Here is a 24,957-nt window from a genome sequence, read left to right on the forward strand (position 1 = left end):
ACCGTGCAATTTGCACTACCTCAAAAAGCCATCATTGCAGATTGCAACCCTCTCCCTATGAAAAACCCTTGCAAATCCTTGTTTTTAAAGGACTTCACAGCGGTTAGACTGTTGGCACGACGGCTGCTTTGTCTGTTCTCACAACAGCACAAACGGAGTCCGCCCCATGAACAGCACTCTCCTGCTCGCAAACGCTATCGCACTGGCGGTTTTGGTTGGCTTTCATTTTGTTCCAGAGAGTGCTGAACCGGTGGCTCAGCGTATGCCGCATTATTTGCAGGTGCAGAAAGCGCCGCAGTTGGCGGTGCTGAGCGATCAGAGCGACTTCGCGGCGCAGCCAGTCAATGAGCCTGAGCAAGCACTGCCGACGCGCGACACCGAACGTCTGGTTTTTTGAAATATCTTCAGGAGTACAGCATGTCCAGATCAGCCGCAGGATTTCTGATCCTCGCCTTATTGAGTGGCGTTGTGCATTTTTCGCTGTTCGAGGAAACCTCACTCACCCTGCCCCTGATTGGCTGCGGCGTGTTTGCGGTGTTGTTTGTGCTGGCCCTGGTGGCCGGGCGCAGGATCAAGTTTGATCCGGTGCTGCGTTAAGACGGATCAAGCCCAGCAGTTGCTTGACGGCGTCCGCCAGGTCGCCCGAGTTGTCGATCAGATGCACGGGCAAGTCAGTTGCCCTTCTGTCCTTGAACAGCGCATTGCGCGCCAGTCTCGCATCGATCTGCTCAGGCGTCTCCCGCCCTCGTCTGAGCAGGCGTTCACGCAAGACCTCATCCTTGACCGTCAGCAGCACCGGCAGCAGCGTCGGATAGCGCTCAAGCGCCTGACGCAGGTTGGCGCGTGAGCCGTTCACCAGCACAGATCGTCCAGCGCGCAACCATTCGTCGATTTCTGCCGGGATACCATAAGCCAGCCCATTGGCCTGCCAGGACAGCGAGAAATCCCCGGCTTGCTGGCGTCGCTCGAACTCTTCGGGCGTCACGCCGATGGCATCCTCACCCACCGATTCCGCTGATCGGGTAATCACTCTGCGGATGATTTCGCATTTCAACTCACGCAAAGGCTCACGCGCGGCCTCGATCAGGCTGTCCTTGCCTGAACCGGAGGGTCCCATCAGATAAATAAGCCTGCCATCCATCCTGAAAACGCCCTCCAACGGGTGTTTGCCCTAGTAAATCGGCAAATTGCCACTATCCTGTACAGGTAAGGAACAAGGATTGAAAGCCGCATAGCATGCACGTTCTGACGTCTTCGGACATCAACAGATGTGCACCCGGAAGCGGTCATTGATGCGGACCAAGGCAAAGTTTTCAAACCAGTCCGCATTTCTGATAATTGGTGCTGGCATTACGCCTTTACCCAGCTCAATATTTGTCACAGAATTGACGCCAATGATCTGGCAATTTTGAGGCATGATGCGGGCCTCTTAACAATTCAGGTTGAACCATTTGGCGCGGATGCTTGTCCTACCACACATCCTGCGGCCAATCCCGAGAACCGCTCCCCTGAACTAACCGGTTAAATATATGCGCCCATTGAAACAGGCAATTTATTCCAGCCGTACGGCTGACAAGTTCGTCGTACGTCTGCCAGACGGGATGCGTGAACGCATTGCCGAGGTGGCTCGCAATCATCATCGCAGCATGAACTCCGAAATCATTGCGCGCCTTGAGCAGAGTCTTATTCAGGAAGGCGCACTGGGCGAAGAGTTGAGCATGCGCCTGGACAGCCCGGAGCTTTCGCTGCATGAGCGTGAGCTGCTGCAACGCTTCCGTCAGCTGTCGCACCGTCAACAGAACGCACTGGTGTCGCTGATCGCTCACGACGCCGAGATGGCCGCAGACGCGTCCTGAGTTGCGCCGAACATCTCAAGCCAGCTTAAGTGCTGGCTTTTTTTTACCCGGATTTTAATCACGACAATCCAAGGCAGACTTTGTGGTGAGGGGATTTATCCCCGACGGACTGCGCAGCAGGCCCTCTTCCGGGGTCGCTGCGCAACCCATCGGGGATAAATCCCCTCACTACAGATAACTACACAGGCACAAAAAAGCCCGCCATTTCGGCGGGCTTTTGTATGGCAGCGAATCAGAGCAGGAAGATCGTCGCCAACCCCAGAAAGATGAAGAAGCCACCACTGTCGGTCATGGCCGTGATCATCACACTGGCGCCCATCGCCGGGTCGCGGCCCATCTTGGCCAGCGTCATCGGGATCAACACCCCCATCAGCGCCGCTAGTAGCAGGTTGAGGGTCATCGCCGCCGTCATCACCACTCCCAGCGACCAACTGCCGTAAAGCAGGTAGGCGACCACACCGATCACCCCACCCCAGACCAGACCGTTGATCAACGCCACCGCCAGCTCCTTGCGCATCAGACGCGAGGTGTTGCCGGTGCTGACCTGGTCGAGCGCCATGGCACGCACGATCATGGTGATCGTCTGGTTACCGGAGTTACCGCCGATACCCGCCACGATCGGCATCAGCGCCGCCAGCGCCACCAGCTTCTCGATCGAGCCCTCGAACAGACCGATCACCCGCGACGCGACAAAGGCAGTGATGAGATTGATCGCCAGCCACGCCCAACGGTTGCGCAGGGATTTCCAGACGGAGGCGAAGATGTCTTCCTCTTCGCGCAGACCGGCCATGTTGAGCACTTCGCTTTCACTCTCTTCACGAATCAGGTCGACCATTTCGTCGATGGTCAGACGGCCGATCAGCTTGCCGTTCTTGTCGACCACCGGGGCCGAGATCAAGTCGTAACGCTCGAACGCCTGAGCCGCGTCATAGGCGTCCTCGTCCGGATGAAAACTCACCGGATCGCTGGCCATGACTTCAGAAACCTGTTTCTCCGGATCGTTGACCAGCAGACGCTTGATCGGCAGCACGCCCTTGAGCACGCCGTCGTAATCGACCACGAACAGTTTGTCGGTGTGGCCCGGCAGCTCTTTGAGCCGACGCAGGTAACGCAGAACCACTTCGAGGCTGACATCCTCGCGGATGGTCACCATCTCGAAGTCCATCAGCGCACCGACCTGCTCCTCGTCATAGGACAGGGCCGAACGCACGCGCTCGCGTTGTTGCTGGTCGAGCGTCTCCATCAGCTCATGGACGACGTCTCGCGGCAGCTCGGAGGCCAGGTCAGCAAGTTCGTCGGCGTCCATGTCCTTGGCCGCAGCCAGGAGCTCGTGATCGTCCATGTCGGCGATCAGCGTTTCACGAACGGAATCGGATACTTCGAGAAGAATGTCGCCGTCGCGATCAGCCTTGACCAGTTGCCAGAGCGTCAGACGGTCGTCCAGCGGCAAGGCTTCAAGGATGTAGGCAACGTCGGCGGAGTGCAGATCATCGAGTTTGCGTTGCAGCTCGACGAGGTTCTGCCGGTGAACCAGGTTCTCGACCCGGTCGTGGTGCGCGCCTTCCTGGCGATGAGTCAGGTCTTCGACGACCTTCTGGCGCTGCAGCAGCTCAACGACCTGAGCCAGGCGATCCTGCAGGCTTTCCTGGGTTTTCTTTACTTCGATTTCGGACATAGGCGAACTCCACTCCCAGCAGCGGGGCACGCCGGAAGGATCAATCAGTCAATTCATGATTGGTGAAACGGGCTACTGAGTAACTACTGGGTAAGTCCATGGAGGTTTTCCATAAGCCCCGGCGGGGCTGACGGGCGCAATGATACACCGCCTGACGGTTTTAAACGTTAAAAAATCGCGGTCGAAACAAGTGCTTGCGCGACAAAGTTGAGCGCTGTCCTGACCCGTGCAGATGCGACGACTCATCTTGAAAAGAAAACACACCGGCGTTGAAAAATGTAGCGACTACCCTTGAGCGTAGACCGTCATGGAGGACGTCGAATGCTATCCAGAACATGCCTTTTTGTGGTCGCCAGCCTGCTCTGCCTGCCACTCGCCGGAGCCGCCACCACCCTTCACCGCTGCGAGGCTGCCAACCGCGGCATCACCTTCACGACCCTGAGCTGTGCGAGCGACGAGCAGCTTTCAGAGCAACAGGTTCACCCTTACTCGCCCGGATCCGTCGTACCGATCATGCCGGAACACAACCATGAGGAAATATCCGGTATGACAATCAGGGGACGTGAACCGGGCATCGTTGGCCGCTTGGCGGACAAATGCGGCAACCTGATCGATGCCAGGCAGCGCCGCGCAGCAATCATCAATCAACGAGTGATTGCCGGCATGAGCCAACAGGATGTCGAGAGCGCGCTCGGCAAACCGGACAAGGTGAATATTCGAACGTCGACGACGAGCTATCGCTATGACCTGAAAAGAGGCCGAAGTGCTCAAGTCGATTTTGACGAGAAGGGATGCGTGAAAGGAAAAGCCAAATCGCAGGCAACAAAAAGCCCGCGTTAAACGCGGGCTTCTTGAATATGGTGCACTCGACAGGATTCGAACCTGTGACCGCTCGGTTCGTAGCCGAGTACTCTATCCAGCTGAGCTACGAGTGCATTTTGTGTTTTTAGACCAGATCACAACTGGTTGAAGCCGAGTTGCCTGTATTGCTACAAACGACTCTTAAATGGTGCACTCGACAGGATTCGAACCTGTGACCGCTCGGTTCGTAGCCGAGTACTCTATCCAGCTGAGCTACGAGTGCATTTGTGTTTTTAAACCAGACCACAACTGGCTGAAGCCGAGTTCTTTATATCGCTATAAACAACTCTTAAATGGTGCACTCGACAGGATTCGAACCTGTGACCGCTCGGTTCGTAGCCGAGTACTCTATCCAGCTGAGCTACGAGTGCATTTGTTGCGCCGCATTATAGCCCGTCTAATCTCTATTCCAACCACTTTTTCTAATAAATTCAAGAACTTACAGAAAAAGCCAGATTACAACGTACTAAGCAAATAATGGCGGAGAACGGGGGATTCGAACCCCCGACACCCTTTTGAGGTGTACTCCCTTAGCAGGGGAGCGCCTTCGGCCACTCGGCCAGCTCTCCGCAACACGGGGCGTATATTAACCACCTTCTTCCCCGTTTGCAAACATAAAAATCGATAAAAATTAATGGCTTGGTTCTTCGTCCTTCTCTTTCTTTATACGCAGGTAAATTTCCTCACGGTGCACGGCAACCTCTTTCGGGGCGTTGACGCCGATGCGCACTTGATTTCCTTTGACGCCGAGCACGGTCACGGTGATTTCGCCATCACCGATAATCAGGCTTTCTGCGCACCGACGAGTCAGAATCAGCATACCTTTCTCCTCACGCATTTCATTTCAGGGACAACAGTCTGCAAAAAAAAGGCACCCGACCTACAACCGGAGCGATCGTAGCCCTACATGCCTGAGTATTGACCAGCGCGAGCAAAAGAACAGTTCAGGGCTCGCGCCATTCAAAAAATAAAGGGCGCGGTCAGACCGCGCCCTTCAGGTGAACGGATTACTCGCCCTGACGGGCCGGCGCGTCCAGTTCGAAAGCCGTGTGCAGGGCGCGCACGGCCAGTTCCAGGTACTTCTCTTCGATCACCACGGAAACCTTGATTTCCGACGTCGAGATCATCTGGATGTTGATGCTTTCCTTGGCCAGGGATTCGAACATGCGGCTGGCCACGCCTGCGTGGGAACGCATGCCGACGCCGACGATCGAGACCTTGGCAATCTTGGTGTCGCCCACCACTTCCCGGGCACCGATCTCGCGAGCGGTGTTTTCCAGCACGGTCTGTGCGGCCTGGTAGTCGTTGCGGTGCACGGTGAAGGTGAAGTCGGTGGTGTTATCGTGCGCAACGTTCTGCACGATCATGTCGACTTCGATGTTCGCGGCACTGATCGGGCCGAGAATCTTGAACGCCACGCCCGGGGTGTCTGGCACGCCACGGATGGTCAGCTTGGCTTCATCGCGGTTGAAAGCGATGCCGGAAATGATCGGCTGTTCCATGGTTTCCTCTTCATCAATAGTAATGAGGGTGCCCGGACCCTCCTTGAAGCTGTGCAGTACGCGCAGCGGAACGTTGTACTTGCCGGCGAATTCCACCGCACGGATCTGCAGCACCTTGGAACCGAGGCTGGCCATTTCCAGCATCTCTTCGAAGGTGATCTTGTCCAGACGCTGAGCGACCGGCACCACACGCGGGTCAGTGGTGTAGACACCATCGACGTCGGTGTAGATCTGGCACTCGTCAGCCTTCAAGGCAGCCGCCAGTGCCACGCCTGTGGTGTCGGAACCGCCACGGCCGAGGGTGGTAATGTTGCCGTGCTCGTCGACGCCCTGGAAACCGGCGACAACCACCACGCGACCTGCTTTCAGATCACCGCGAATCTTCTGGTCATCAATCTGCAAGATACGCGCTTTATTGTGCGCACTGTCCGTCAGGATCCGCACCTGATTACCGGTGTACGACACCGCCGGCACACCGCGCTTGATCAGCGCCATGGCCAACAGGGCAATCGTCACCTGCTCACCGGTGGAAACGATCACGTCCAGTTCACGCGGAACCGGTTGCACGTCGCCACTGATTTGCTTGGCCAGATCGATCAGACGGTTGGTTTCGCCGCTCATTGCAGACAGCACAACCACCAGGTCATCGCCGGCATCGCGGAATTTCTTAACCTTGTCGGCGACCTGCTCGATTCTCTCGACAGTGCCGACCGAGGTGCCTCCAAATTTCTGTACGATCAAAGCCATTTCAAAGCCGCCTCTGCCCATGAAGGGCGCCCAATAATCACTCGAACAGCCGCCGGACCCGCCACTAGACTGCGGGCCCGACGGGCCGTCTTATAAACCCTGCTCGACGAATGGAACGGTCAGCGCCAGCGCGCCATCCAGTGCGCCGGCGTCAACACCGCCGCCCTGCGCCATGTCCGGACGACCACCGCCCTTCCCGCCCACTGCCACAGCAGCCTGTTTCATCAAATCACCGGCTTTGAGTTGGCCAGTCAGGTCCTTGGTTACACCTGCAACCAGTACGACCTTTTCCTCATGGACACTGCCGAGCAGGATCACTGCGCGGCCGAGTTTGTTTTTCAGCTGATCGACCAGCGCCAGCAGCGCCTTGCCATCCTGACCATCCAGACGTGCGGCCAGAACCTTCACGCCCTTGACGTCGACTGCCGAGTTCGACAGATCGTCGCCCGCGGCGCTGGCAGCCTTGGCCTGCAACTGCTCGAGTTGCTTTTCCAGCGCGCGGTTGCGCTCCAGCACGGCCGACAGCTTGTCGATCAGATTGTCGCGGCTGCCCTTGACCAGGTTGGCCGCTTCCTTGAGTTGTTCTTCTGCAGCGTTCAAGTAGGCCAGTGCCGCAGCACCGGTGACTGCCTCGATACGACGCACACCCGATGCCACACCGCCCTCGCTGATGATCTTCAGCAGGCCGATGTCGCCGGTACGGTTGGCGTGGATACCGCCACACAGCTCGACGGAGAAATCGCCGCCCATGCTCAGCACGCGCACGTTGTCGCCGTACTTCTCGCCGAACAGCGCCATCGCGCCTTTCTGCTTGGCGGTTTCGATGTCGGTTTCTTCAGTTTCAACTGCGGAGTTCTTGCGGATCTCGGCGTTGACGATGTCTTCCAGCGCTTTGATCTGCTCCGGCTTGATCGCTTCAAAGTGGCTGAAGTCGAAGCGCAGACGCTGGCTATCCACCAACGAACCCTTCTGCTGAACGTGCTCGCCCAGTACCTGACGCAGCGCAGCGTGCAGCAAGTGGGTGGCCGAGTGGTTCAGCGAAGTCGCGTGACGCACCTCGGCATCGACATGGGTTTCCACTGGCGCGCCGATGGTCAGACTGCCGGAATCCAGAACACCGTGGTGCAAGAATGCGCCGCCGGTCTTGGTGGTATCACGGACGTCGAAACGCGCGTTGCCCGCCTGGAGGAAACCGCAGTCGCCAATCTGGCCGCCGGACTCAGCGTAGAACGGCGTCTGGTTCAGCACGATCACCGCCTCTTCGCCTTCACTCAAGACGTCGACCGACTGGCCATCTTTATAGATAGCGACGATTTTTGCCGAACCGCTGGTGTCTTTGTAACCGGTGAACTCGGTGGCCACATCAACCTTGACCAGGGTGTTGTAGTCCAGACCGAACGAGCTGGCGGAACGCGCACGAACACGCTGGGCTTCCATTTCACGCTCGAAGCCGACTTCGTCGACGGTCAGGCCGCGCTCGCGAGCGATGTCGGCCGTCAGGTCCATCGGGAAACCGTAGGTGTCGTAGAGTTTGAACACCACGTCGCCCGGCACCACGGTGCCTTTGAGTTCCAGCAGATCCTGTTCGAGAATCTTCAAGCCGTGCTCCAGGGTCTTGGAGAACTGCTCTTCTTCGGCCTTCAGTACGCGCTCGATGTTGCTCTGCTGCTTCTTCAGTTCCGGGAAGGCTTCGCCCATCTCGGCGACCAGCGCAGCGACGATCTTGTAGAAGAAGCTGCCGGTAGCGCCCAGCTTGTTGCCGTGACGGCAGGCGCGACGAATGATCCGGCGCAGCACGTAGCCGCGGCCTTCGTTGGACGGCAGCACGCCGTCGGCGATCAGGAAACCGCACGAACGAATGTGGTCGGACACCACTTTCAGCGACGACTGATCGCCATTTTCGCAGCCGATCGCTTCGGCCGAGGCTTTGAGCAGGTTCTTGAACAGGTCGATGTCGTAGTTGGAATTGACGTGCTGCATCACCGCACTGATCCGCTCCAGGCCCATGCCGGTATCGACCGACGGTGCTGGCAACGGATGCAACACGCCATCGGCGGTGCGGTTGAACTGCATGAACACGTTGTTCCAGATCTCGATGTAACGGTCGCCGTCTTCTTCCGGCGAACCCGGTGGGCCGCCCCAGATGTGGTCGCCGTGATCGTAGAAAATCTCGGTGCACGGGCCGCACGGGCCGGTATCGCCCATGGTCCAGAAGTTGTCGGACGCGTACGGCGCACCTTTGTTGTCGCCGATGCGGATCATGCGCTCGACCGGCACACCGATCTCTTTGGTCCAGATGTCATACGCTTCGTCGTCGGAGGCGTAGACGGTGACCCAGAGCTTTTCCTTCGGCAGTTTTAGAACGCCGGTCAGGAAGGTCCAGGCGAAGGTAATCGCGTCGTGCTTGAAATAGTCACCGAAGCTGAAGTTACCGAGCATTTCGAAGAAGGTGTGGTGACGAGCGGTATAACCGACGTTTTCCAGGTCGCTGTTCTTGCCACCGGCACGCACGCACTTCTGGCTGCTGGTTGCGCGGGTGTACGCGCGCTTTTCCTGGCCCAGGAAGCAGTCCTTGAACTGGTTCATCCCCGCGTTGGTGAACAGCAGGGTTGGGTCGTTGCCCGGAATCAAAGAGCTGGAGGCTACACGGGTGTGGCCTTGCTCTTCGAAGAAGCGAAGGAAGGCTTCACGGATTTCTGCGCTTTTCATTAGGTTCTTCCACGGAGGCTGCGGCCAAAGGCCTGTACGAAACGTCAACAGACGAAACGACGGCAAAGGGCCGCATTATATCGGCCCTTCGCGCGGGGTACAGCGTGTTTATACGATAGTAACGGTCAATTGGACGGCTAACGCTGTCACTTGCGCGAAAACTCGACGAATGTCGCGATCACTTGCTCGATTTGCGAGCGACTGACGTCCATGTGCGTGACCATGCGCAAGCGCGCGGCGGCGCTCAACTTGATCCCGCGTTCGGCGGCAAACGCCTTGAGCGCTTCGGCCTGATCGCCCATTTGCACGTAGACCATGTTGGTCTGCACCGGCTCTACGCTGAACCCGGCCTCGCGCAAGCCTTCGGCCAAGAACTGCGCGTTGGCATGGTCATCCACCAGGCGCTCGATATTGTGATCCAGCGCATACAGCCCCGCTGCCGCCAGCAACCCGGCCTGACGCATGCCACCGCCGACCATTTTGCGCAGGCGGCGGGCCTTGCCGATCAGCTGCTCAGTGCCACACAGCACCGAACCGACCGGCGCGCCGAGGCCTTTGGACAGGCACACCGACACCGAATCGAAATGTTGCGTGATCTCGCGGGCATCCACCCCAAGCTTGACTGCCGCGTTGTACAGCCGCGCGCCGTCCAGATGCAGGGCCAGACCGTGCTCCTGGGTGAATTGGCGCGCGCGGGCCAGATACTCCAGCGGTAACACTTTGCCCTGCATGGTGTTTTCCAGCGCCAGCAGCCGGGTACGGGCGAAGTGGAAGTCATCCGGCTTGATCGCTGCCGCTACGTGAGCCAGATCCAGCGAACCGTCGGCCTGCACTTCCAGCGGCTGTGGCTGGATCGAACCGAGCACCGCCGCGCCACCGCCCTCGTACTTATAGGTGTGCGCCTGCTGGCCGACGACGTATTCGTCGCCACGTTCGCAATGCGCCATCAGGCCCAGCAGATTGCTCATGGTGCCGGTCGGCACGAACAGCGCGGCGGCGAACCCCAGGCGACTTGCCAGTTCCGCCTCCAGACGATTGACCGTCGGATCTTCGCCGTACACATCGTCACCGGTAGCCGCCGCCGTCATCGCGTCGAGCATGGCAGGAGTCGGTTGGGTGACGGTGTCGCTGCGAAGATCGATAACGCTCATGAACCTGGCCTCTGGTCAGCAGGGGAAATCCCTTTTCGAAGGTGAATTACTGCGGTCATGGCGCCGATTAATCAACCCTTGAGTGAGAAAAAGCACATTACTTATTGAAAGGACGCAACCCAATGTGGGAGCGGGCTTGCTCGCGAAAGCGGTGTGTCAACCAATCAATTTGCTGACTGACACACCGCCTTCGTCGGAACGCCGCCCGGAGCAAGCCCGCTCCCACAGGTTCTGTGCAAGGCCTGAAATAATGTGATAAAAACGCTGCGCCGCCCGAGAAAGGGCGGCAAAAACGTTCTCAGGGCGGGGTGCAATTCCCCACCGGCGGTAATTGCGCGCAATGCGCATAGCCCGCGAGCGCTTGGCGACGAACACGGCTTTTGCTGTGATCGGCGGCAAGGTCAGCAGACCCGGTGTGATTCCGGGGCCGACGGTCATAGTCCGGATGAAGAGAGAACGGGATTGACACCAAAGGGCCGCCCGCGCGCTTGTGTGCTCGTGCGTACCCTTGAATCCCTTTCGATTCATAACGCCCTGTTTTTCACACAAACAGGAGTCAGAACATGCAACCCACCGCTATCGACAGCAAAAGCAAACACCCTCACGGCGAGCGCGTTGCGTTCATCCAGGCCTGCTGGCACAAGGAAATCGTCGACCAGAGCCGTAAAGGCTTCGTCGCCGAAATGCTGGTTCAGGGTTATCAGGAATCGGACATCGATTTCTTCGAAGTCGGCGGCGCCTTTGAAATGCCCCTGCACGCCAAGTTGCTGGCCAAGACCGGTCGTTATGCCGGCATCGTCGCGGCGGCTCTGGTCGTGGACGGCGGCATCTACCGTCACGAGTTCGTTGCCCAGTCAGTGGTCAGCGGCCTGATGCAGGTGCAACTGGAAACCGAAGTACCGGTGTTCTCGGTGTCCCTGACCCCGCACCACTTCCATGCCGGTGAAGAACATCAGAAATTCTTCTTCGAGCACTTTGTACACAAGGGTCAGGAAGCGGCGCGGACTTGCGCGGATACGCTGCAGAAGGTTCGTGCGCTGCGTCGCAGTGAGCCGCGTGCGGTCGCCGTCTGATCACGAAACCAAACCTGTAGGAGTGAGCCTGCTCGCGATAGCGGAGTATCAGTCGACCACGATGGCGACTGACACATTGCGATCGCGAGCAGGCTCACTCCTACATTGGATAGGTGTTGAACTCAGGCGAGATGTTCGTCGGTGGCCGGCACGATCAGGATGCCCGCACGCAAGCCGTTCTTGACCTTGGGATTAGGGAAGATGATCCGCGCGCCCTCTTCCTCGATGACCCAGCGGGTATTGGCCAGATCTTCGGCCAGCACATAACCCACATCCAATTCAGAAAAGTTCTCGATGTCCGCTGGCAGGTTCAGGCGGAATGCATCGCTGTGCTTGATGATTTCCCGGGCGACGCTGAACAGCTGCAAACCATCCAATCCCTCTGCGGCCAGGTCCGGCTCATTGCCTTCGATGATCTGCTTCAGACGCGTTTCCAGACGTGAAACATCCACCCCTTCGTTCTGCCCGAACGGCCGCGCCTTGCCCAGTTCCAGGGTGAAAGCCTCGGCACCGAGCTTGTCGTAGGTGTAGGAACTGAACACGATCGACGGCTTGTTCTGCAGCAGTACCGCTTCCATCCCGGCGGCGCGCAGACGCGCCAGTTCGCGGCGCGAATGCTGGCGACCTTCTTTCCACGGGTACAGCGCGAACTGCTCGATCTTCGAACCACGAATCGCGGTGTGCAGGTCGTAGTGCAGGCGCTGCCGATCCGGCAGGCTGAAGAAGCTCGCCGCCAGCCGTTCCAGCTCGCAGGCGCGGATGGCTTCGGAACCGCTGGTTTGTTCATGCCGGCCGTTGAACAGCCGATTGACGTCCTGCTCGACGAAGCGCTCGCCCTTGCGGATCGCTTCGGGGTTGCCGAACAGGAACAGAATGCGTGCACGCGGCTTCAGATCGCCGCGAGCGATGTCATGCAGCAGCCGATCGAGCAACTCGATCGGCGCTGTTTCATTGCCGTGGATACCTGCCGACAGCAGCAGGTCCAGGCCATTGTCACGCGCTTCGGGTGGCCGGACTTCCAGCGCACCCTCGCTCAACCAGCGCATGCGCACGCCTTCGACAGTCAGTTGAGTCTTCTCCGCCGGTTCGCGGCCGGCGAGGGTCAGTTCAAGCAGTTTGCCGAGGGCGAGCATAGAGCGGTTTCCTTAGTGATCGTGGTTGCAATCCGGGCCGTGCACGTGGTCTTCGTCGTCGCCGACTTCAGCCGGTTCCATTTCCAGTTGCAGACTTACCAGATTAGTTGCCAATGGGCGCAGCAGCAGGTTGGCGTACTCTTCGTCACCTTCCTCGACGTCCACGCCGATCAGCAGTTGGCCACGGCCGTCCTGCTGGATCCACAGCTCTTTGCCTTGCCACATGACCGCGACGCGGGTGCACGAGGTTTGCAGTTGCGTGCCGTCGGTGTCTTCAAGGATCAGCTGCAGGGAATCGCTCATGTTTTTACTCTCTTGGGGAGACAAGCCGCGCGCCGTGTTCAGGCAACGCGCCGGCCATCAATTGATCTGGAATGGATAAACCGCGCCCAGTTTAAGGATTTGCGTCAGTTCATCCAGTGCCGTCCGGCATTCAAGCAGCAACTGCGGGTCCGCCAGATCGGTTTCGCTCAGGCGGTCGCGGTAGTGCTTTTCAACCCATGCGGTCAACGAACCGTACAACGGGGCCGTCATGATAACCCCTGGGTTGACGGCCGCCAGCTCGGTTTCGTTGAGCGCGACGCGCAGTCGCAGGCACGCCGGGCCACCGCCGTTCTGCATGCTCTGCTTGAGGTCGAAGACTTTGACTTCGCGGATCAGCCCGCCGGAGCTGGTCAGACCTTGCAGGTAGTTCCACACGCGCTCGTTGCCACGGCATTCTTCCGGCACGATCAGCAGCATCGAGCCGTCAGGACGCGACAGCAACTGGCTGTTGAACAGGTAGGAGCGCACCGCATCGTCCACGGTGACCGCCGAACGCGGCACGCAGACCGACTGGAACTTGCCGCCGACCTTGGCCAGTTTGCCCTGCAACTCGGCCAGCATCTGTTCGGTGTCGAGGAACGCGTCCTCGTGATAGAACAGCACCTCGCCGTTACCCACCGCGATCACGTCGTTGTGGAATACGCCCTGGTCGATCACCGCCGGGTTCTGCTGCGCGTAAACCACGCCTTCGTCACGCAGACCGTGCAGACGCGCTACCGCTTGCGAGGCTTCCAGAGTCTGGCGCGCCGGGTACTTCTGAGGCGCCGGGTAACGGGTGTCGAACGCACTGCGACCGAACACGAAGAACTCGACACCGGCCTCGCCGTACTCACGGCAGAAACGCGTGTGGTTGGCCGCGCCTTCGTCACCGAACTGCGCCACCGCCGGCAACGCGGCGTGATGGGCGAAGTGCTGCTGATCGGCGAACATCGCACCGAGCACGCGGCTGGTGGTCGGGTGTTCGATGCTGCGGTGGTATTTGCAGTTGAGGTTGGCGGCGGTGAAATGCACGCGACCGTCAGCGGTGTCGGCACTCGGGCTGACAGTGGCGGCATTGGCCACCCACATGCTCGATGCCGAGCAACTGGCAACCAGCAACGGCATGGCTTCCTTCGCGGCGCGCTCGATCACTTGCGCGTCGGTGCCGCTGAAGCCCAAACGGCGCAGAGCGGCCACGTCCGGACGCTCCTGCGGCGCCAGCACGCCTTGCTGAAAGCCCATTTCCATCAGCGCTTTCATTTTCGCCAGACCTTGCAGCGCCGCTTCCTTCGGGTTCGAAGACTGCTGGCTGTTGCTCTGGGACGCGACGTTGCCGTAGGACAGACCACCGTAGTTATGGGTCGGCCCCACTAGACCGTCAAAATTGACTTCATAGGATTTCATCAGCGAGGCTCCACGAGAATCTGTTGTTATAGGCTTCAAGTAACAATTCAGTCAGACCGCGTCGCGGCTATCGCGAGCAGGCTCACTCCTACAGGTTTGGCGGTGTTCACACATGCTATGTTCGACACAAATCCTGTAGGAGTGAGCCTGCTCGCGATGGCCGTTACGCCATCTTCACGCCAGGCGTCAGGGCCGCAGGCAACACCAGGCTCGGTGTTTCCAGCGACGCCACCGGGTACGCGCAGTAATCCGCCGCGTAGTAGGCGCTGGCGCGATGGTTGCCCGAAGCCCCGACACCGCCGAACGGCGCGCTGCTCGCCGCACCGGTCAGCTGTTTGTTCCAGTTGACGATACCGGCGCGGCTTTCCAGCCAGAACTGCTGATAACGATCTTCGGAATCCGACAGCAAACCAGCCGCCAAGCCATAAGCGGTGTCGTTGGCCTCAGCGATCGCCGCAGCGAAATCGGCGTAGCGAATCACCTGCAGCAACGGGCCGAACAGTTCTTCGTCCGGGCGCTTGGCCACGGCGGTCACATCCAGAATGCCCGGAGTCAGCAACGCCGATTGCGCTTGCGGCTGAGTCATCGCCAGCAGCGACACCGCGCCATTGGCCAGCAGGTGTTGCTGGGCATCCATCAGCGCTTTCGCCGCGCCAAGGGAAATCACCGAGCCCATGAACGGCGCGGGTTGCTGATCGAACGCACCGACCTCGATGGTCGCGCTGACTTCCACCAGACGCTTGAGCAGGCTGTCGCCCCACGCGCCTTGCGGCACCAGCAGACGACGGGCGCAGGTGCAACGCTGACCGGCGGAGATGAACGCCGACTGAATGATCGTGTACACCGCCGCGTCCAGATCAGCCACCTGATCGACCACCAGCGGGTTGTTGCCACCCATTTCCAAAGCAAGAATCTTGTCCGGACGCCCGGCGAACTGCTGGTGCAGGTGATTGCCGGTGCGGCTCGAACCGGTGAAGAACAGTCCGTCGATGCCCGGGTTCGCCGCCAGCGCGATACCGGTTTCGCGAGCACCTTGCAGCAGGTTCAACACGCCGGCCGGAAGACCGGCTTCGATCCAGCACTTGACCGTCAGCTCGGCGACTTTCGGCGTCAGCTCACTTGGCTTGAACAGCACGCTGTTACCGGCCAGCAGCGCCGGCACGATGTGCCCGTTCGGCAAATGACCCGGGAAGTTGTAAGGGCCGAACACCGCCACCACACCGTGTGGCTTGTGGCGTAGCACGGCAGTGGCGTCGCCCAGCGGGCCGCTCTTCTCGCCGGTACGTTCGCGGTAGCTCTGCACCGAGATCGCGATCTTGTTGACCATGCTGGTGACTTCAGTCGCGGCTTCCCACAGAGGCTTGCCGGTTTCCTCGCCGATGGTGCGGGCCAGTTCGTCGCTGTGGTTTTTCAGGGCGGCGGCGAAGGCTTCGAGCACGCTGATGCGCTCGTCCAGCGAACGCCGCGCCCAACCCGGAAAGGCCTGACGCGCTGCCTGCACGGCGGACTCGACCTGAGCGGCGGTAGCGCCCTCCCCCGACCAAAGCACCTGCTGGGTCACCGGGTTCAGCGACTGAAAGGCTTCGCCCTGACCGGCGAGCCATTCACCTGCGATGTATAGCGAATTCATTATTTCGACTCCCGAGCAGCAGACAACGCCACGGCGCGCACTTGATCGCCGGCGTTGAGTTGAAGACGTTTGGCGGTCAGCGGATCGACCACCAGCGTGCCAGCGGCCAGACGGGCCGGGGCAGCGGTGATGCGGCAGTCTTCGCGCTTGCGGTTATGGATGATGAACGGCGTGGCGTCATCGCCCGGCGTACCGATCGCCAACACCAGCGCTTCGCTGTCGCGGACTGCGCGGATCTTGCTGGTTTCGCACTCGATGGCCGGGCCGGCGTCGAAGATATCGACGTAACCCTGATAGCTGAAACCTTCGCTCTTGAGCATCGCCAGCGCTGGCTCGGTGTCGGGGTGTACCTGACCGATGACGTTGCGCGCATCCGGCGACAGGAAGCAGGTGTACAGCGGGAATTTCGGCATCAGTTCGGCGATGAACGCCTTGTTGCCAACGCCGGTCAGGTAATCGGCCTGACTGAATTCCATCTTGAAGAAGTGCCGACCGAGGCTCTCCCAGAACGGCGAGCGTCCGGCTTCATCGGAGACGCCGCGCATCTCGGCGATGATCTTGTTGCCGAACAGCTCAGGGAACTCGGCGATGAACAGCATGCGCGCCTTGGACAGCATGCGGCCGTTCAGACCGGTGCGGTAATCGGCATGCAGGAACAGCGAGCACAGCTCGGAGTTGCCGGTCAGGTCGTTGGCGAGGAACAGCGTCGGAATCTCGCGATAGATGTTCAGCTCTTGCGAGGCGCTGACGGTCAGGCCGACGCGGAAGTTGTACCACGGCTCACGCAGACCGACCGCGCCGGCGATGGCGGAAATCCCCACCACGCGACCGTTGTCGTCTTCGAGCACGAACAGGTAGTCCGCATCGCCACGGCCGGCTTCGCCGCGAAAGGTCTTCTCGGCCCAGCCGACCCGGTGAGTCAGGCGTTCTTCGTTGGCCGGCAACGTGGTCAGGCCGGTGCCGGTGCTGCGGGCCAGGTCGATCAGCGCGGATAAATCGCTGCTGCGTACGGGACGAACAATCATGCTATCTCCTCAAACGGGCCGCCTTCGCCACCCGTGAAACTCGCTAAGGCGTTAAACCGCCACCAGGCGCACGCTGGCACCTTCACCGACGCCCAGGGCTTCGGCTGCTTCCAGATCCAGGGTCACCGGTTTGCCCGGCGCGTAATCGAGTTCCAGCAGCACCGCGCGGTAATCCTGCAACTGCGCGTTGGCCACCAGATACTGGCGCCCGGCGCCTTTGACCGGCTCGCCGATCTTCACCGGCACTACACGGCTCTGGGCGATCGAACGGATCCCCGAAACACGCGCATGCAGGGTCGGGCCACCGTCGAAAATGTCGATGTAGTGATCGGTTTCGAAGCCTTCGCGCATCAGGATGTCGAAAGTGATCTGCGCACGCGGGTGCACCTGGCCCATCGCTTCTTGAGCGGAATCCGGCAGCAGCGGCACGTAGATCGGGTAATGCGGCATCAGTTCGGCGAGGAACGTGCGGCTCTTCAGGCCACACAGGCGTTCGGCCTCGGCGTAGTTGAGGTCGAAGAAGTTGCGCCCGATCGCGTCCCAGAATGGCGAGTCACCGTTTTCGTCGCTGTAACCGACGATCTCGGTCACCACCGAATCAGCAAAACGCTCCGGGTGGCTGGCGACGAACAGCAGGCGGCCACGGGAGTTGAGCTCGGCCCACGGCGACCCCACCAGCTCACGCTGCACGTAGAAACTGGTCAGCAAGCTGTTGCCTGTCAGGTCGTGGCATTGCGAGAGCACGTGGATCTTGTTGTGGATCTTCAGCTCGCGGGAGGCGTGGACGAAGGTCTCGTTGCGGAAGCTGTAGAACGGCTCGGAGTAACCGGCCGAGGCAACGATCGCCGAGCAGCCGACCAGTTTGCCGGTGGCGGTGTCTTCGAGGACGAAAAAGTAGCTCTCCTCGCCGTTGAAACTCACTTCGGCAGCGAACGAGGCTTCGCTCGCGGCGATCTTGTCGCTCAGACGTTCCACGTCATCCGGCAAGGAAGTGACACCAATCGGACTGTCCGCAGCCAGACGCTGTACCTCGCCCAGATCAGCCATTTGCGCAGGGCGCATCACCAGCATGGTGTCACTCCTTTCTCTTATAAAAATTTACTGAAAAAAACACCGGATACTGTGGGAGCGAGCTTTTGTGGTGAGGGGATTTATCCCCGATGGGGCGCGTAGCGGCCCTCAAAAAGCTTGGGGCTGCTGCGCAGCCCATCGGGGATAAATCCCCTCACCACAAGCCCGCTCCCACATTTGATATTGCCCGGTATCAAAATTGGGTTCGACGCCCGAATCCTCGGGCGCCGAAGGGTCTATCAGGCTTGCGTCAGTGCTGCTGCCGCGTGTTCGAAGCGGTCCAGACCGGCATCGATATCGGCGTCTTCCACCACCAGGCTCGGGGCGAAACGGATCACGTCCGGGCCGGCCTGCAGAATCATCAGGCCTTCTTTTTCAGCGGCGTTGAAGATGTCCTTGGCCTTGCCTTTCCAGGCGTCGCTCAGCACACAACCGATCAACAGACCGAGGCCACGCACCTGAGTGAACAGGCCGTACTTCTCGCCGATCTGCTGCAGACGGGTCTTGAATTTGTCGTGCTTGGCGTTGACGCCGCTCAGCACCTCAGGGGTGTTGATCACGTCGATCACTGCCTCGGCAACGGCGCACGCCAGCGGGTTGCCGCCGTAGGTGGTGCCGTGGGTGCCGACGACCAGATGTTTGGCCAGCGCTTCAGTGGTCAGCATCGCGGCGATCGGGAAACCACCGCCCAGGCTCTTGGCGCTGGTCAGGATGTCCGGAGTCACGCCGTAATGCTGGTAGGCGAACAGGTGGCCGGTACGGCCCATGCCGGTCTGCACTTCGTCGAACACCAGCAGCGCGTTGTTCGCGTCGCACAGTTCGCGGGCACCTTGCAGGTAAGCCAGTTCGGCCGGCAGTACACCGCCCTCGCCCTGGATAGGTTCGAGCACGACCGCACAGGTCTTGTCGGAAACCGCCGCTTTCAGCGCGGCCAGATCGTTGTAAGGAACGTGGGTGATGCCGGTGATTTTCGGACCGAAACCGTCGGAGTACTTCGACTGGCCACCGACGTTAACGGTGAACAGGGTACGACCGTGGAAGCTGTTGAGCGCGGCGATGATCTCGTACTTCTCGCTGCCGAAACGGTCGAACGCCACGCGACGGGCCAGCTTGAACGCGGCCTCGTTGGCTTCGGCGCCCGAGTTGCAGAAGAACACGCGCTCAGCGAACGTGGCGTCGATCAGCTTGTGCGCCAGGCGCAGGGCCGGCTCGTTGGTGAACACGTTGGACACGTGCCACAGCTTGTTCGCTTGCTCGGTCAAGGCACCGACCAGCGCCGGATGCGCGTGGCCCAATACGTTTACGGCAATCCCGCCGGCGAAGTCGATCAGCTCGCGACCGCTCTGGTCCCAGACGCGGGAACCGGCGCCACGCACCGGAATGAAAGCGGCAGGCGCGTAGTTGGGAACCATTACCTGGTCGAAATCGGCGCGTTGTACCGCAGCGTGCTCAACGGACATCGGAGTCTCCTGAAGAGGAACACCCGCCTGAAACTGGCGAGCGATGGGGGGATTGTAAGGACAGTTTTCAGCCCGGCCTTGCCGCCAAGCGACAACTTCTTATAGCGCAAACCCCGGATTTTCCCGGGTTTACGGCAATGCGACATATAGCGTCGCAAAGGCGCAGTTTAAACTGCGCGCCGCCGTTTGCGCAGACGTACCGGGGATCTTAATCAAGAGAGTTTTGTGGTGTGCGGTATATATGTACCGCACATCGAATCAATGGCCGGTGTTTGCTAGGGACCTTTCTCCAGGCAAACGGCCTCACCCCATGATTCAAGAAACCACACCCGCCCTCGCGACACTGCCCGACCCGCTGCTGCTACCCCGGCAGGACGCACACTATCAACCGCTGCTCCAGGCCATCCCGACATGGCTGATTCAGGCTGCGGCACACAAACGCGCGGCATTGAAACGGGCCAGTCCGCTACTGCCCGCCAACCTCAAACAGGCATCACGCACCGAGCATGCAAAACTGCGCGCACTGAATGCCGCGCACTGGACCGCACACAACCGCGTCGAACGAAGCCTTGCCCGGTTGCAGGACGCCAAAGCGTTCGCCGAACCGCTGCTGCGCGCCGAACTGGCAAAGCGCTTTGGCTTGAATCTGGATGTCCGGCAGACTTTCCTGCGCCTGTACCTGCCCGACCATGTTCCGTGGCTGCGCATCAAATCCGGCGCCGCACGCACCTGGACTGTCTCGCTGCTGGACGCCGCGCTGCACAATTTTGAAAGCAGCGAGACCAGCGCTGACGCCTTTGAGTCCGCCTCGGGTTATGTCAGTCAGCCCTCACCTGACGGCCAGTTCAGCGTGTTGCCGAACATCCCCAAGGCGATGCCGATCCCAGCCTTCACCCGCCTGTGTCGCGAGCTGGATATCGGCCGCCGCTACAACACTTATCTGCAAGACAATTTGGGCGTCAGCAATCCGCTGGTCGCAGCCGTGCTGCAACCGCAGGTTTGCACGAGTGACAAAGCCGCACTGGTCGCCGCCCTGCAAATGGCCTACATGCAAAAGCTGCTGGGGGCCGATATCCATCGCCTGATTCTCGGGCTGCTCGATGGCTTGCAGCATTTGCGCCTCAATCGTCAGGCGTGGCATTGCCATGCGCTGACGATGATGAAAGTCAGCCTCACCGGCATCGTACTGTTCGCGCCGAATCTTGAAGCTGCAAACGCAACAGCGAGAGTCGTGGTTTACATTCCCGATGACCCGCAACACCCAGTCAAGGAATACGCCAGTTCCGCTGCCTTCGCTGAGGAGCTGGCGCAACGCCTGCGCGATCCGGACTATCAGGTCTTCTTCAGCCGTTTTATCGACCACGCCGAGCGCGGCGCTTTCTTCGGTCAGTTGCGGGCCTTGCTCAGCCCCGTCACCTGGCAACCCGTACCGGCCGGCGATCCACGCCCCAGCTGGCGCGAGCATCCGGCCGTGCGGCCTTTTATGCAGATCGTCGCGACCCCGATCCGGGGTGAGCTGTGGGTTTACCTCTACCAGCGCAAGCTCGACAAGATGCTCAACGATGCCCGCGTCATCGCCGTCTCGACGGCCATGGTCGATCGCAAGGCGCGCTGGGCACTCTGGGATTCCTTCACGGACATCGCACAGTCGTTGATCAACCTCGTCGCGTTTGTCGCCTTGCCATTCGTGCCATTTCTCGGCGAGCTGATGCTTGCCTACACGGCCTACCAACTGCTCGACGAGACGTTCGAAAGCATCGTCGACTGGGCCGAAGGACAACCCCGCGAAGCGTTCGCGCATTTGATCGGCGTCGTGGAGTCCATGGTGCAGGTCGGCACTTTCGCCGCCGGCGGCGCTATCGCCGTCAGCGAGTTTCGCGCGCTGTTGCCTGCCGATGTCGTCCAGTTCATCGACCGCTTCATTCCGGTGAAAACGGCCAATGGCAAGACCCGCTACTGGAAACCCGACCTGCGCCCTTACGAGTGGCCCGGCACGCTGCCCAAAGACATCCGAACCGATGCACTGGGCTTGCAAACCCACCAGGGCAAGAGCCTGCTGGCTCTGGAAGACAAGTTGTATGCCGTCAGCCTTGACCCCGAAACGGGCGCCCATCGCATCGATCATCCGACGCGCGCCGAGGCTTACAAACCCGCACTCAGGCACAACACCGCAGGCGCCTGGCAAACCGAAATTGACCAGCCACTGGCTTGGGATCGCGCCACCGTGCTGAGCCGCAGCAGTGCGCAGATGCAGCGCCTTCCCGCCGCTCTGCGGGAGCGCCTGCTGAATATCAGTGGCTGCGAGGAAAACACCCTGCGCCAGATGCACGTCGAGCGCGATCAATTGCCACCCTTACTCAGTGACACGCTGCAGCGCTGGCAGATCGATCAGGACATTCAATTGTTCATCGAGCAGATCGGCAGCCCGCATGCCGAGGATTACCTCAAGGCTGACCCGGCCACCCAACTGCAACTGCTTTTCGACAACGGCGACTGGCCTGCCGACCGAGGCCTGCAACTGATCGACCGTCAGGGCAGAACCCTGTGGCGCAGCCCCGTCGCCGATGTGCCATTCATACAAATCGAGGGCTCACGACTGGACGATGGCGACCTGCTCAAGACCTGCCTGCAACGCCTGACAGAATCGCAACGAAGGCGGCTATTGAGCGAAGCCCTGCATACGCCCGCACCCTCGGCCGAGGCCCGCGCAACTAGCCTGCGGCGCAGCGTCGCCGAGCTGGCACAGCGCAAACGCCAAAGCCTGTTCGAGGATCGATATCGTCAGTTACAGCGCGGCGCCAGCCCGCTGGTACAGGTACTGATGGATGCCGAACCCGGCCTGCCGAAGGCGTTGGCGCAATCGATACTGGAAACGGCAAGTGATGCTGAATACCTGCAATTACAGCGTGGAACACTCTCCGCAAGACTGGTGGTTCTGACCCAGGAAACGGGTCTGCAAGTGCGCGCAACCCGAGCCTTTGAAGGGCTGGAGCTGCAAGCGACAGTCAATAATCTGGATACGGATCGGCTGGCCCTCCACTCGCTGCCACGCTTGCCGGGCTGGTCGCCGTCGATACGAATGGAGCTCAGGCACTACAGCCATAGCGGGCAACTGATCGACAGCCTCGGCGCGCAGGACGCGCTCATTCGCAAGGTGCTGGTACTGACCGAACAGGGCGACTATCAGCCGTTCGACGCTACCGGTGAGTCACTCAGCGCGCCGGGTTCACTGTATTCAAGCCTGCTGCATGCCCTGCCCGACGCAGAACGTTCGGCGCTGACCATCCACATCACGCAAGACCTGCAGCTCAAGCAGCTGATTCGTGACGACGCGCTCGACCGTCAAGCGTTGCTGAACCTGCTGTCGCAAAATCCGATTCGCAAACCCGCTTACGACCCCACCGTGATGCGCCTGCGTGGCGGTACCAGTGGCTATCGGCGCATGCCTACCAATACGCCGACGCTGCACGCCCATGCCCACTGGCTGCTGCCGCACTTGCTGCCCGAGGAACTCGATGCATTCGTCGAGCGCCTGCAACGCCATCCGAACGGCCCGCGAGCGGAGCTGAGCCGCTTGATCACTGAACGCAACCGCCTCGACGCGGTGCTGAGTCCGTGGACTGAGGGTATTCCCCTCGTTCATCCGCAGTCCGGCGCCCGCCTCACCACCGAGCAATATGCGATCCAGCGTCATCGCCGACGGCAGATGCGGGTCGACATCCTGGACTGCTGGAAGCAGCAGGTTTCCTTGCCGGAGAACACCGAGCAGACCATCGATCTGCGGCTGTCACAGTCAATCATCGGAGAGCTGCCACAACTTGAGGTGAACTTCAGTCACGTGGACTACCTGACCATCGAGGGGATCGGCAGCACTCAGGGTATACACGGTTTTCTAAACTGCTTCTCCGGCTTGCGTCGCCTGGCGCTGCGCAATTTCCAGCTGGGCAACCTGCCGGAATCGATCAGCCGGTCACCGCAACTGCGCGAGCTGATTCTCAGCGACTGCAGCATCACCCTGACAGCCGAGAGCCAAACCACACTGGCGGCGTTGACTCAGCTGAGAACCCTGGACCTGTTCAGGAACCCGCTCGGACTCACCCCCAATGTCGAAAAAATGCCCCGACTCAATTACATCGATGTGTCGGAGACCGGCATTTCCGAACTGCCACCCGGCCTGCTCACGCGCCCGCTATTGCGCACCGCGCTGCTCAACGACAACCAGATCCGGTCGTTGTCTCCCGCCCTTTTCGAGCTGCCCAACAACGTTCCGGAAGGCTTCGATCTGAGCGGCAATCCGATTGCCAGCGCAGACCGGGAGCGCATCAAACGCCATTTCAACGACACCCGCCAGGACTTCGGCGTAATGGCCGAACAGGCTGATCTGCTGCGCGTACAGGCGCTGTACACACACATGGATCTGGAACAGGCCAGTGAATTTTTCTATCTGCTACCCGGCACCCTGGTCGAGGGTCGAATCGAACTTGCACGGCTTGAGCGTGAATACAGCGACTTGAGTAGCAACCTCGCCAACTGGGCGACCGACCATCCTGCCTTGCACCCGATCAGTGGCGAGCCCTTCACGATTGAGCAAGTGCTGAACGAGCACGCCGCACGTCACGAATTCAAATCGCTCATTGAACAGTGCTGGCGCCGGGAAACCGAGCAAGACGAACCGGATGAGAACCTCCAGCCACTACATGACTTGAACCTGGCGACGATCATCCGCGGCGACTTGCCTGTACTCAATGCCGATTTCAGCCATGTCACGCATCTGTACCTCAGAAGCCTGCCGGGCCAGACGTTTGGAATCGACAGGTTTGTCGAGACGTTTGCCAGCCTCAGAGGGCTGACGATTTATCAATATCGGCTTGAACACATTCCGCCGGCGGTGTTTCGCATGGCTGAGCTGACCTATTTGTCGCTTTCACACTGCGAGTTGACGCTCACGCCGCAAAACGCCCTTGAGCTTGCGCAAATGGAGCGCCTCGATCACCTGGACTTGAGTGACAACCCGTTGGGCGAGACCCCGGATGTCAGCCAGATGACTAATCTGCAAACGCTGATGCTGGACAACAGCGGCATCACCAGCCTGCCGCCGGGCTTGCTGCAACTCGAACACCTGGAAATCGCCGACCTGAGCGACAACGCGATCACCCAGGTTCCCAGCGATATCCTGGAGTTGCCAGAAGAGCGTGCGGACAAATTCAGCCTGCGGAGCAATCCGCTCTCTGAGCTGAGCCTGCAACGGCTGATCGCCTACTTCAAAAAGCACCGCATCGATTTTGGCGTGGAAGCCGTCATCGAACGGGCGGAAATGGAGGTGTCCACGTCTGAAGATTCAGGGGTCGATGAGTGAC

Annotated in this window: 19 protein-coding genes, 4 tRNA genes and 1 riboswitch; of the genes, 6 read left to right on the forward strand and 17 right to left on the reverse strand. The window is 60.0% G+C overall.

The genetic code is table 11. The features are described 5' to 3' along the window. The first annotated feature begins 166 nt into the window (after positions 1–166). Both E4T63_RS20730 and E4T63_RS20735 read left to right on the forward strand, forming a co-directional pair. Positions 167–397 (forward strand): hypothetical protein, encoded by a 231-nt coding sequence (locus E4T63_RS20730; RefSeq protein ID WP_098965150.1) that lies wholly within the window; start codon positions 167–169, stop codon positions 395–397. Between the two features lie 20 nt (positions 398–417). After that, positions 418–597 (forward strand): PA3371 family protein, encoded by a 180-nt coding sequence (locus E4T63_RS20735; RefSeq protein WP_098965152.1) that lies wholly within the window; start codon positions 418–420, stop codon positions 595–597. Here the strand turns inward: E4T63_RS20735 and phnN are convergent. Beyond that, positions 572–1,141 (reverse strand): phosphonate metabolism protein/1,5-bisphosphokinase (PRPP-forming) PhnN, encoded by a 570-nt coding sequence (phnN, locus tag E4T63_RS20740; protein WP_098965153.1) that lies wholly within the window; start codon positions 1,139–1,141, stop codon positions 572–574. The genes E4T63_RS20735 and phnN overlap by 26 nt on opposite strands. Positions 1,142–1,529: 388 nt before the next feature. Here phnN and E4T63_RS20745 point away from each other — a divergent pair, with 388 nt between their 5' ends. Beyond that, a complete protein-coding gene (locus tag E4T63_RS20745) occupies positions 1,530–1,856 on the forward strand; it encodes an Arc family DNA-binding protein (protein ID WP_003178899.1) in 327 nt (108 codons plus the stop codon). Positions 1,857–2,088: 232 nt separating this feature from the next. On the opposite strand, the gene mgtE is transcribed toward E4T63_RS20745, so the two are convergent. Then, positions 2,089–3,531, reverse strand: a complete 1,443-nt coding sequence (gene mgtE, locus E4T63_RS20750) for a magnesium transporter (protein WP_027612263.1) — start codon at positions 3,529–3,531, stop codon at positions 2,089–2,091. Between the two features lie 321 nt (positions 3,532–3,852). On the opposite strand from mgtE, the gene E4T63_RS20755 reads away from it, so the two are divergent. Continuing rightward, positions 3,853–4,371, forward strand: coding sequence for a cell envelope protein SmpA (locus tag E4T63_RS20755; protein WP_135296365.1), 519 nt, complete (start codon positions 3,853–3,855; stop codon positions 4,369–4,371). A gap of 18 nt (positions 4,372–4,389) precedes the next feature. Here E4T63_RS20755 and E4T63_RS20760 read toward each other — a convergent pair. From E4T63_RS20760 to ltaE, 8 genes are all read right to left on the reverse strand, one after another. Further along, positions 4,390–4,466 (reverse strand) — tRNA-Arg (locus E4T63_RS20760). Between the two features lie 72 nt (positions 4,467–4,538). Then, positions 4,539–4,615: transfer RNA gene (locus E4T63_RS20765), tRNA-Arg, on the reverse strand. A 71-nt stretch (positions 4,616–4,686) separates the two neighbouring features. Continuing rightward, positions 4,687–4,763: transfer RNA gene (locus E4T63_RS20770), tRNA-Arg, on the reverse strand. Positions 4,764–4,870: 107 nt separating this feature from the next. Next, positions 4,871–4,961, reverse strand: a tRNA-Ser gene (locus tag E4T63_RS20775). Positions 4,962–5,023: 62 nt separating this feature from the next. Then, positions 5,024–5,212, reverse strand: coding sequence for a carbon storage regulator CsrA (gene csrA / locus E4T63_RS20780; protein WP_002554426.1), 189 nt, complete (start codon positions 5,210–5,212; stop codon positions 5,024–5,026). A 187-nt stretch (positions 5,213–5,399) separates the two neighbouring features. After that, on the reverse strand, positions 5,400–6,641 hold the full coding sequence (locus tag E4T63_RS20785) for an aspartate kinase (protein ID WP_025112914.1): 1,242 nt from the start codon (positions 6,639–6,641) through the stop codon (positions 5,400–5,402). A 90-nt stretch (positions 6,642–6,731) separates the two neighbouring features. Next, entirely contained in the window at positions 6,732–9,350 is a 2,619-nt protein-coding gene (gene alaS / locus E4T63_RS20790) for an alanine--tRNA ligase (RefSeq protein WP_135296366.1), read from the reverse strand. Positions 9,351–9,496: 146 nt separating this feature from the next. Then, positions 9,497–10,501, reverse strand: coding sequence for a low-specificity L-threonine aldolase (gene ltaE, locus E4T63_RS20795; protein WP_135296367.1), 1,005 nt, complete (start codon positions 10,499–10,501; stop codon positions 9,497–9,499). 290 nt (positions 10,502–10,791) lie between these two features. Next, positions 10,792–10,963, forward strand: a riboswitch (FMN riboswitch). Positions 10,964–11,064: 101 nt separating this feature from the next. On the opposite strand from ltaE, the gene E4T63_RS20800 reads away from it, so the two are divergent. Next, positions 11,065–11,574, forward strand: coding sequence for a 6,7-dimethyl-8-ribityllumazine synthase (locus E4T63_RS20800; RefSeq protein WP_041066540.1), 510 nt, complete (start codon positions 11,065–11,067; stop codon positions 11,572–11,574). Between the two features lie 122 nt (positions 11,575–11,696). Here the strand turns inward: E4T63_RS20800 and astE are convergent, their stop codons facing one another. The 7 genes from astE to E4T63_RS20835 all read right to left on the reverse strand — a co-directional run bounded on the left by astE (position 11,697) and on the right by E4T63_RS20835 (position 19,600). Then, complete coding sequence (astE, locus tag E4T63_RS20805) at positions 11,697–12,707, reverse strand: succinylglutamate desuccinylase (RefSeq protein ID WP_027612642.1); 1,011 nt, start codon at positions 12,705–12,707, stop codon at positions 11,697–11,699. A 12-nt stretch (positions 12,708–12,719) separates the two neighbouring features. After that, positions 12,720–13,010, reverse strand: a complete 291-nt coding sequence (locus E4T63_RS20810) for a topoisomerase II (protein WP_134787124.1) — start codon at positions 13,008–13,010, stop codon at positions 12,720–12,722. Between the two features lie 57 nt (positions 13,011–13,067). Next, positions 13,068–14,414, reverse strand: a complete 1,347-nt coding sequence (gene astB, locus E4T63_RS20815; protein WP_115984193.1) for an N-succinylarginine dihydrolase — start codon at positions 14,412–14,414, stop codon at positions 13,068–13,070. A 163-nt stretch (positions 14,415–14,577) separates the two neighbouring features. Further along, on the reverse strand, positions 14,578–16,047 hold the full coding sequence (astD, locus tag E4T63_RS20820) for a succinylglutamate-semialdehyde dehydrogenase (RefSeq protein ID WP_167797104.1): 1,470 nt from the start codon (positions 16,045–16,047) through the stop codon (positions 14,578–14,580). Then, a complete protein-coding gene (gene astA / locus E4T63_RS20825; RefSeq protein ID WP_027612638.1) occupies positions 16,044–17,069 on the reverse strand; it encodes an arginine N-succinyltransferase in 1,026 nt (341 codons plus the stop codon). The genes astD and astA overlap by 4 nt, the downstream gene beginning before the upstream one ends. Before the next feature lie 51 nt (positions 17,070–17,120). Then, complete coding sequence (gene aruF, locus E4T63_RS20830; RefSeq protein ID WP_025112905.1) at positions 17,121–18,140, reverse strand: arginine/ornithine succinyltransferase subunit alpha; 1,020 nt, start codon at positions 18,138–18,140, stop codon at positions 17,121–17,123. A 239-nt stretch (positions 18,141–18,379) separates the two neighbouring features. Further along, the gene (locus E4T63_RS20835) at positions 18,380–19,600 is read right to left on the reverse strand and encodes an aspartate aminotransferase family protein (RefSeq protein WP_135296369.1); all 1,221 of its coding nucleotides are present in this window, start codon (positions 19,598–19,600) and stop codon (positions 18,380–18,382) included. Positions 19,601–19,910: 310 nt separating this feature from the next. Here E4T63_RS20835 and E4T63_RS20840 point away from each other — a divergent pair, with 310 nt between their 5' ends. Next, positions 19,911–24,956, forward strand: a complete 5,046-nt coding sequence (locus E4T63_RS20840; protein WP_135296370.1) for a dermonecrotic toxin domain-containing protein — start codon at positions 19,911–19,913, stop codon at positions 24,954–24,956. Position 24,957: the final 1 nt, after the last annotated feature.

The sequence above is a fragment of the Pseudomonas fluorescens genome, assembly GCF_004683905.1.
In the GTDB taxonomy this organism is placed as follows: Bacteria; Pseudomonadota; Gammaproteobacteria; order Pseudomonadales; family Pseudomonadaceae; genus Aquipseudomonas; species Aquipseudomonas putida_A.

Bases quoted from the DNA above. Each gene is read 5' to 3' on its own strand.
- E4T63_RS20730 (WP_098965150.1), top strand. From the start codon at position 167: ATGAACAGCACTCTCCTGCTCGCAAACGCTATCGCACTGGCGGTTTTG.
- E4T63_RS20735 (WP_098965152.1), top strand. From the start codon at position 418: ATGTCCAGATCAGCCGCAGGATTTCTGATCCTCGCCTTATTGAGTGGC.
- phnN (WP_098965153.1), bottom strand. From the start codon at position 1,141: ATGGATGGCAGGCTTATTTATCTGATGGGACCCTCCGGTTCAGGCAAG.
- E4T63_RS20745 (WP_003178899.1), top strand. From the start codon at position 1,530: ATGCGCCCATTGAAACAGGCAATTTATTCCAGCCGTACGGCTGACAAG.
- mgtE (WP_027612263.1), bottom strand. From the start codon at position 3,531: ATGTCCGAAATCGAAGTAAAGAAAACCCAGGAAAGCCTGCAGGATCGC.
- E4T63_RS20755 (WP_135296365.1), top strand. From the start codon at position 3,853: ATGCTATCCAGAACATGCCTTTTTGTGGTCGCCAGCCTGCTCTGCCTG.
- csrA (WP_002554426.1), bottom strand. From the start codon at position 5,212: ATGCTGATTCTGACTCGTCGGTGCGCAGAAAGCCTGATTATCGGTGAT.
- E4T63_RS20785 (WP_025112914.1), bottom strand. From the start codon at position 6,641: ATGGCTTTGATCGTACAGAAATTTGGAGGCACCTCGGTCGGCACTGTC.
- alaS (WP_135296366.1), bottom strand. From the start codon at position 9,350: ATGAAAAGCGCAGAAATCCGTGAAGCCTTCCTTCGCTTCTTCGAAGAG.
- ltaE (WP_135296367.1), bottom strand. From the start codon at position 10,501: ATGAGCGTTATCGATCTTCGCAGCGACACCGTCACCCAACCGACTCCT.
- E4T63_RS20800 (WP_041066540.1), top strand. From the start codon at position 11,065: ATGCAACCCACCGCTATCGACAGCAAAAGCAAACACCCTCACGGCGAG.
- astE (WP_027612642.1), bottom strand. From the start codon at position 12,707: ATGCTCGCCCTCGGCAAACTGCTTGAACTGACCCTCGCCGGCCGCGAA.
- E4T63_RS20810 (WP_134787124.1), bottom strand. From the start codon at position 13,010: ATGAGCGATTCCCTGCAGCTGATCCTTGAAGACACCGACGGCACGCAA.
- astB (WP_115984193.1), bottom strand. From the start codon at position 14,414: ATGAAATCCTATGAAGTCAATTTTGACGGTCTAGTGGGGCCGACCCAT.
- astA (WP_027612638.1), bottom strand. From the start codon at position 17,069: ATGATTGTTCGTCCCGTACGCAGCAGCGATTTATCCGCGCTGATCGAC.
- aruF (WP_025112905.1), bottom strand. From the start codon at position 18,140: ATGCTGGTGATGCGCCCTGCGCAAATGGCTGATCTGGGCGAGGTACAG.
- E4T63_RS20835 (WP_135296369.1), bottom strand. From the start codon at position 19,600: ATGTCCGTTGAGCACGCTGCGGTACAACGCGCCGATTTCGACCAGGTA.
- E4T63_RS20840 (WP_135296370.1), top strand. From the start codon at position 19,911: ATGATTCAAGAAACCACACCCGCCCTCGCGACACTGCCCGACCCGCTG.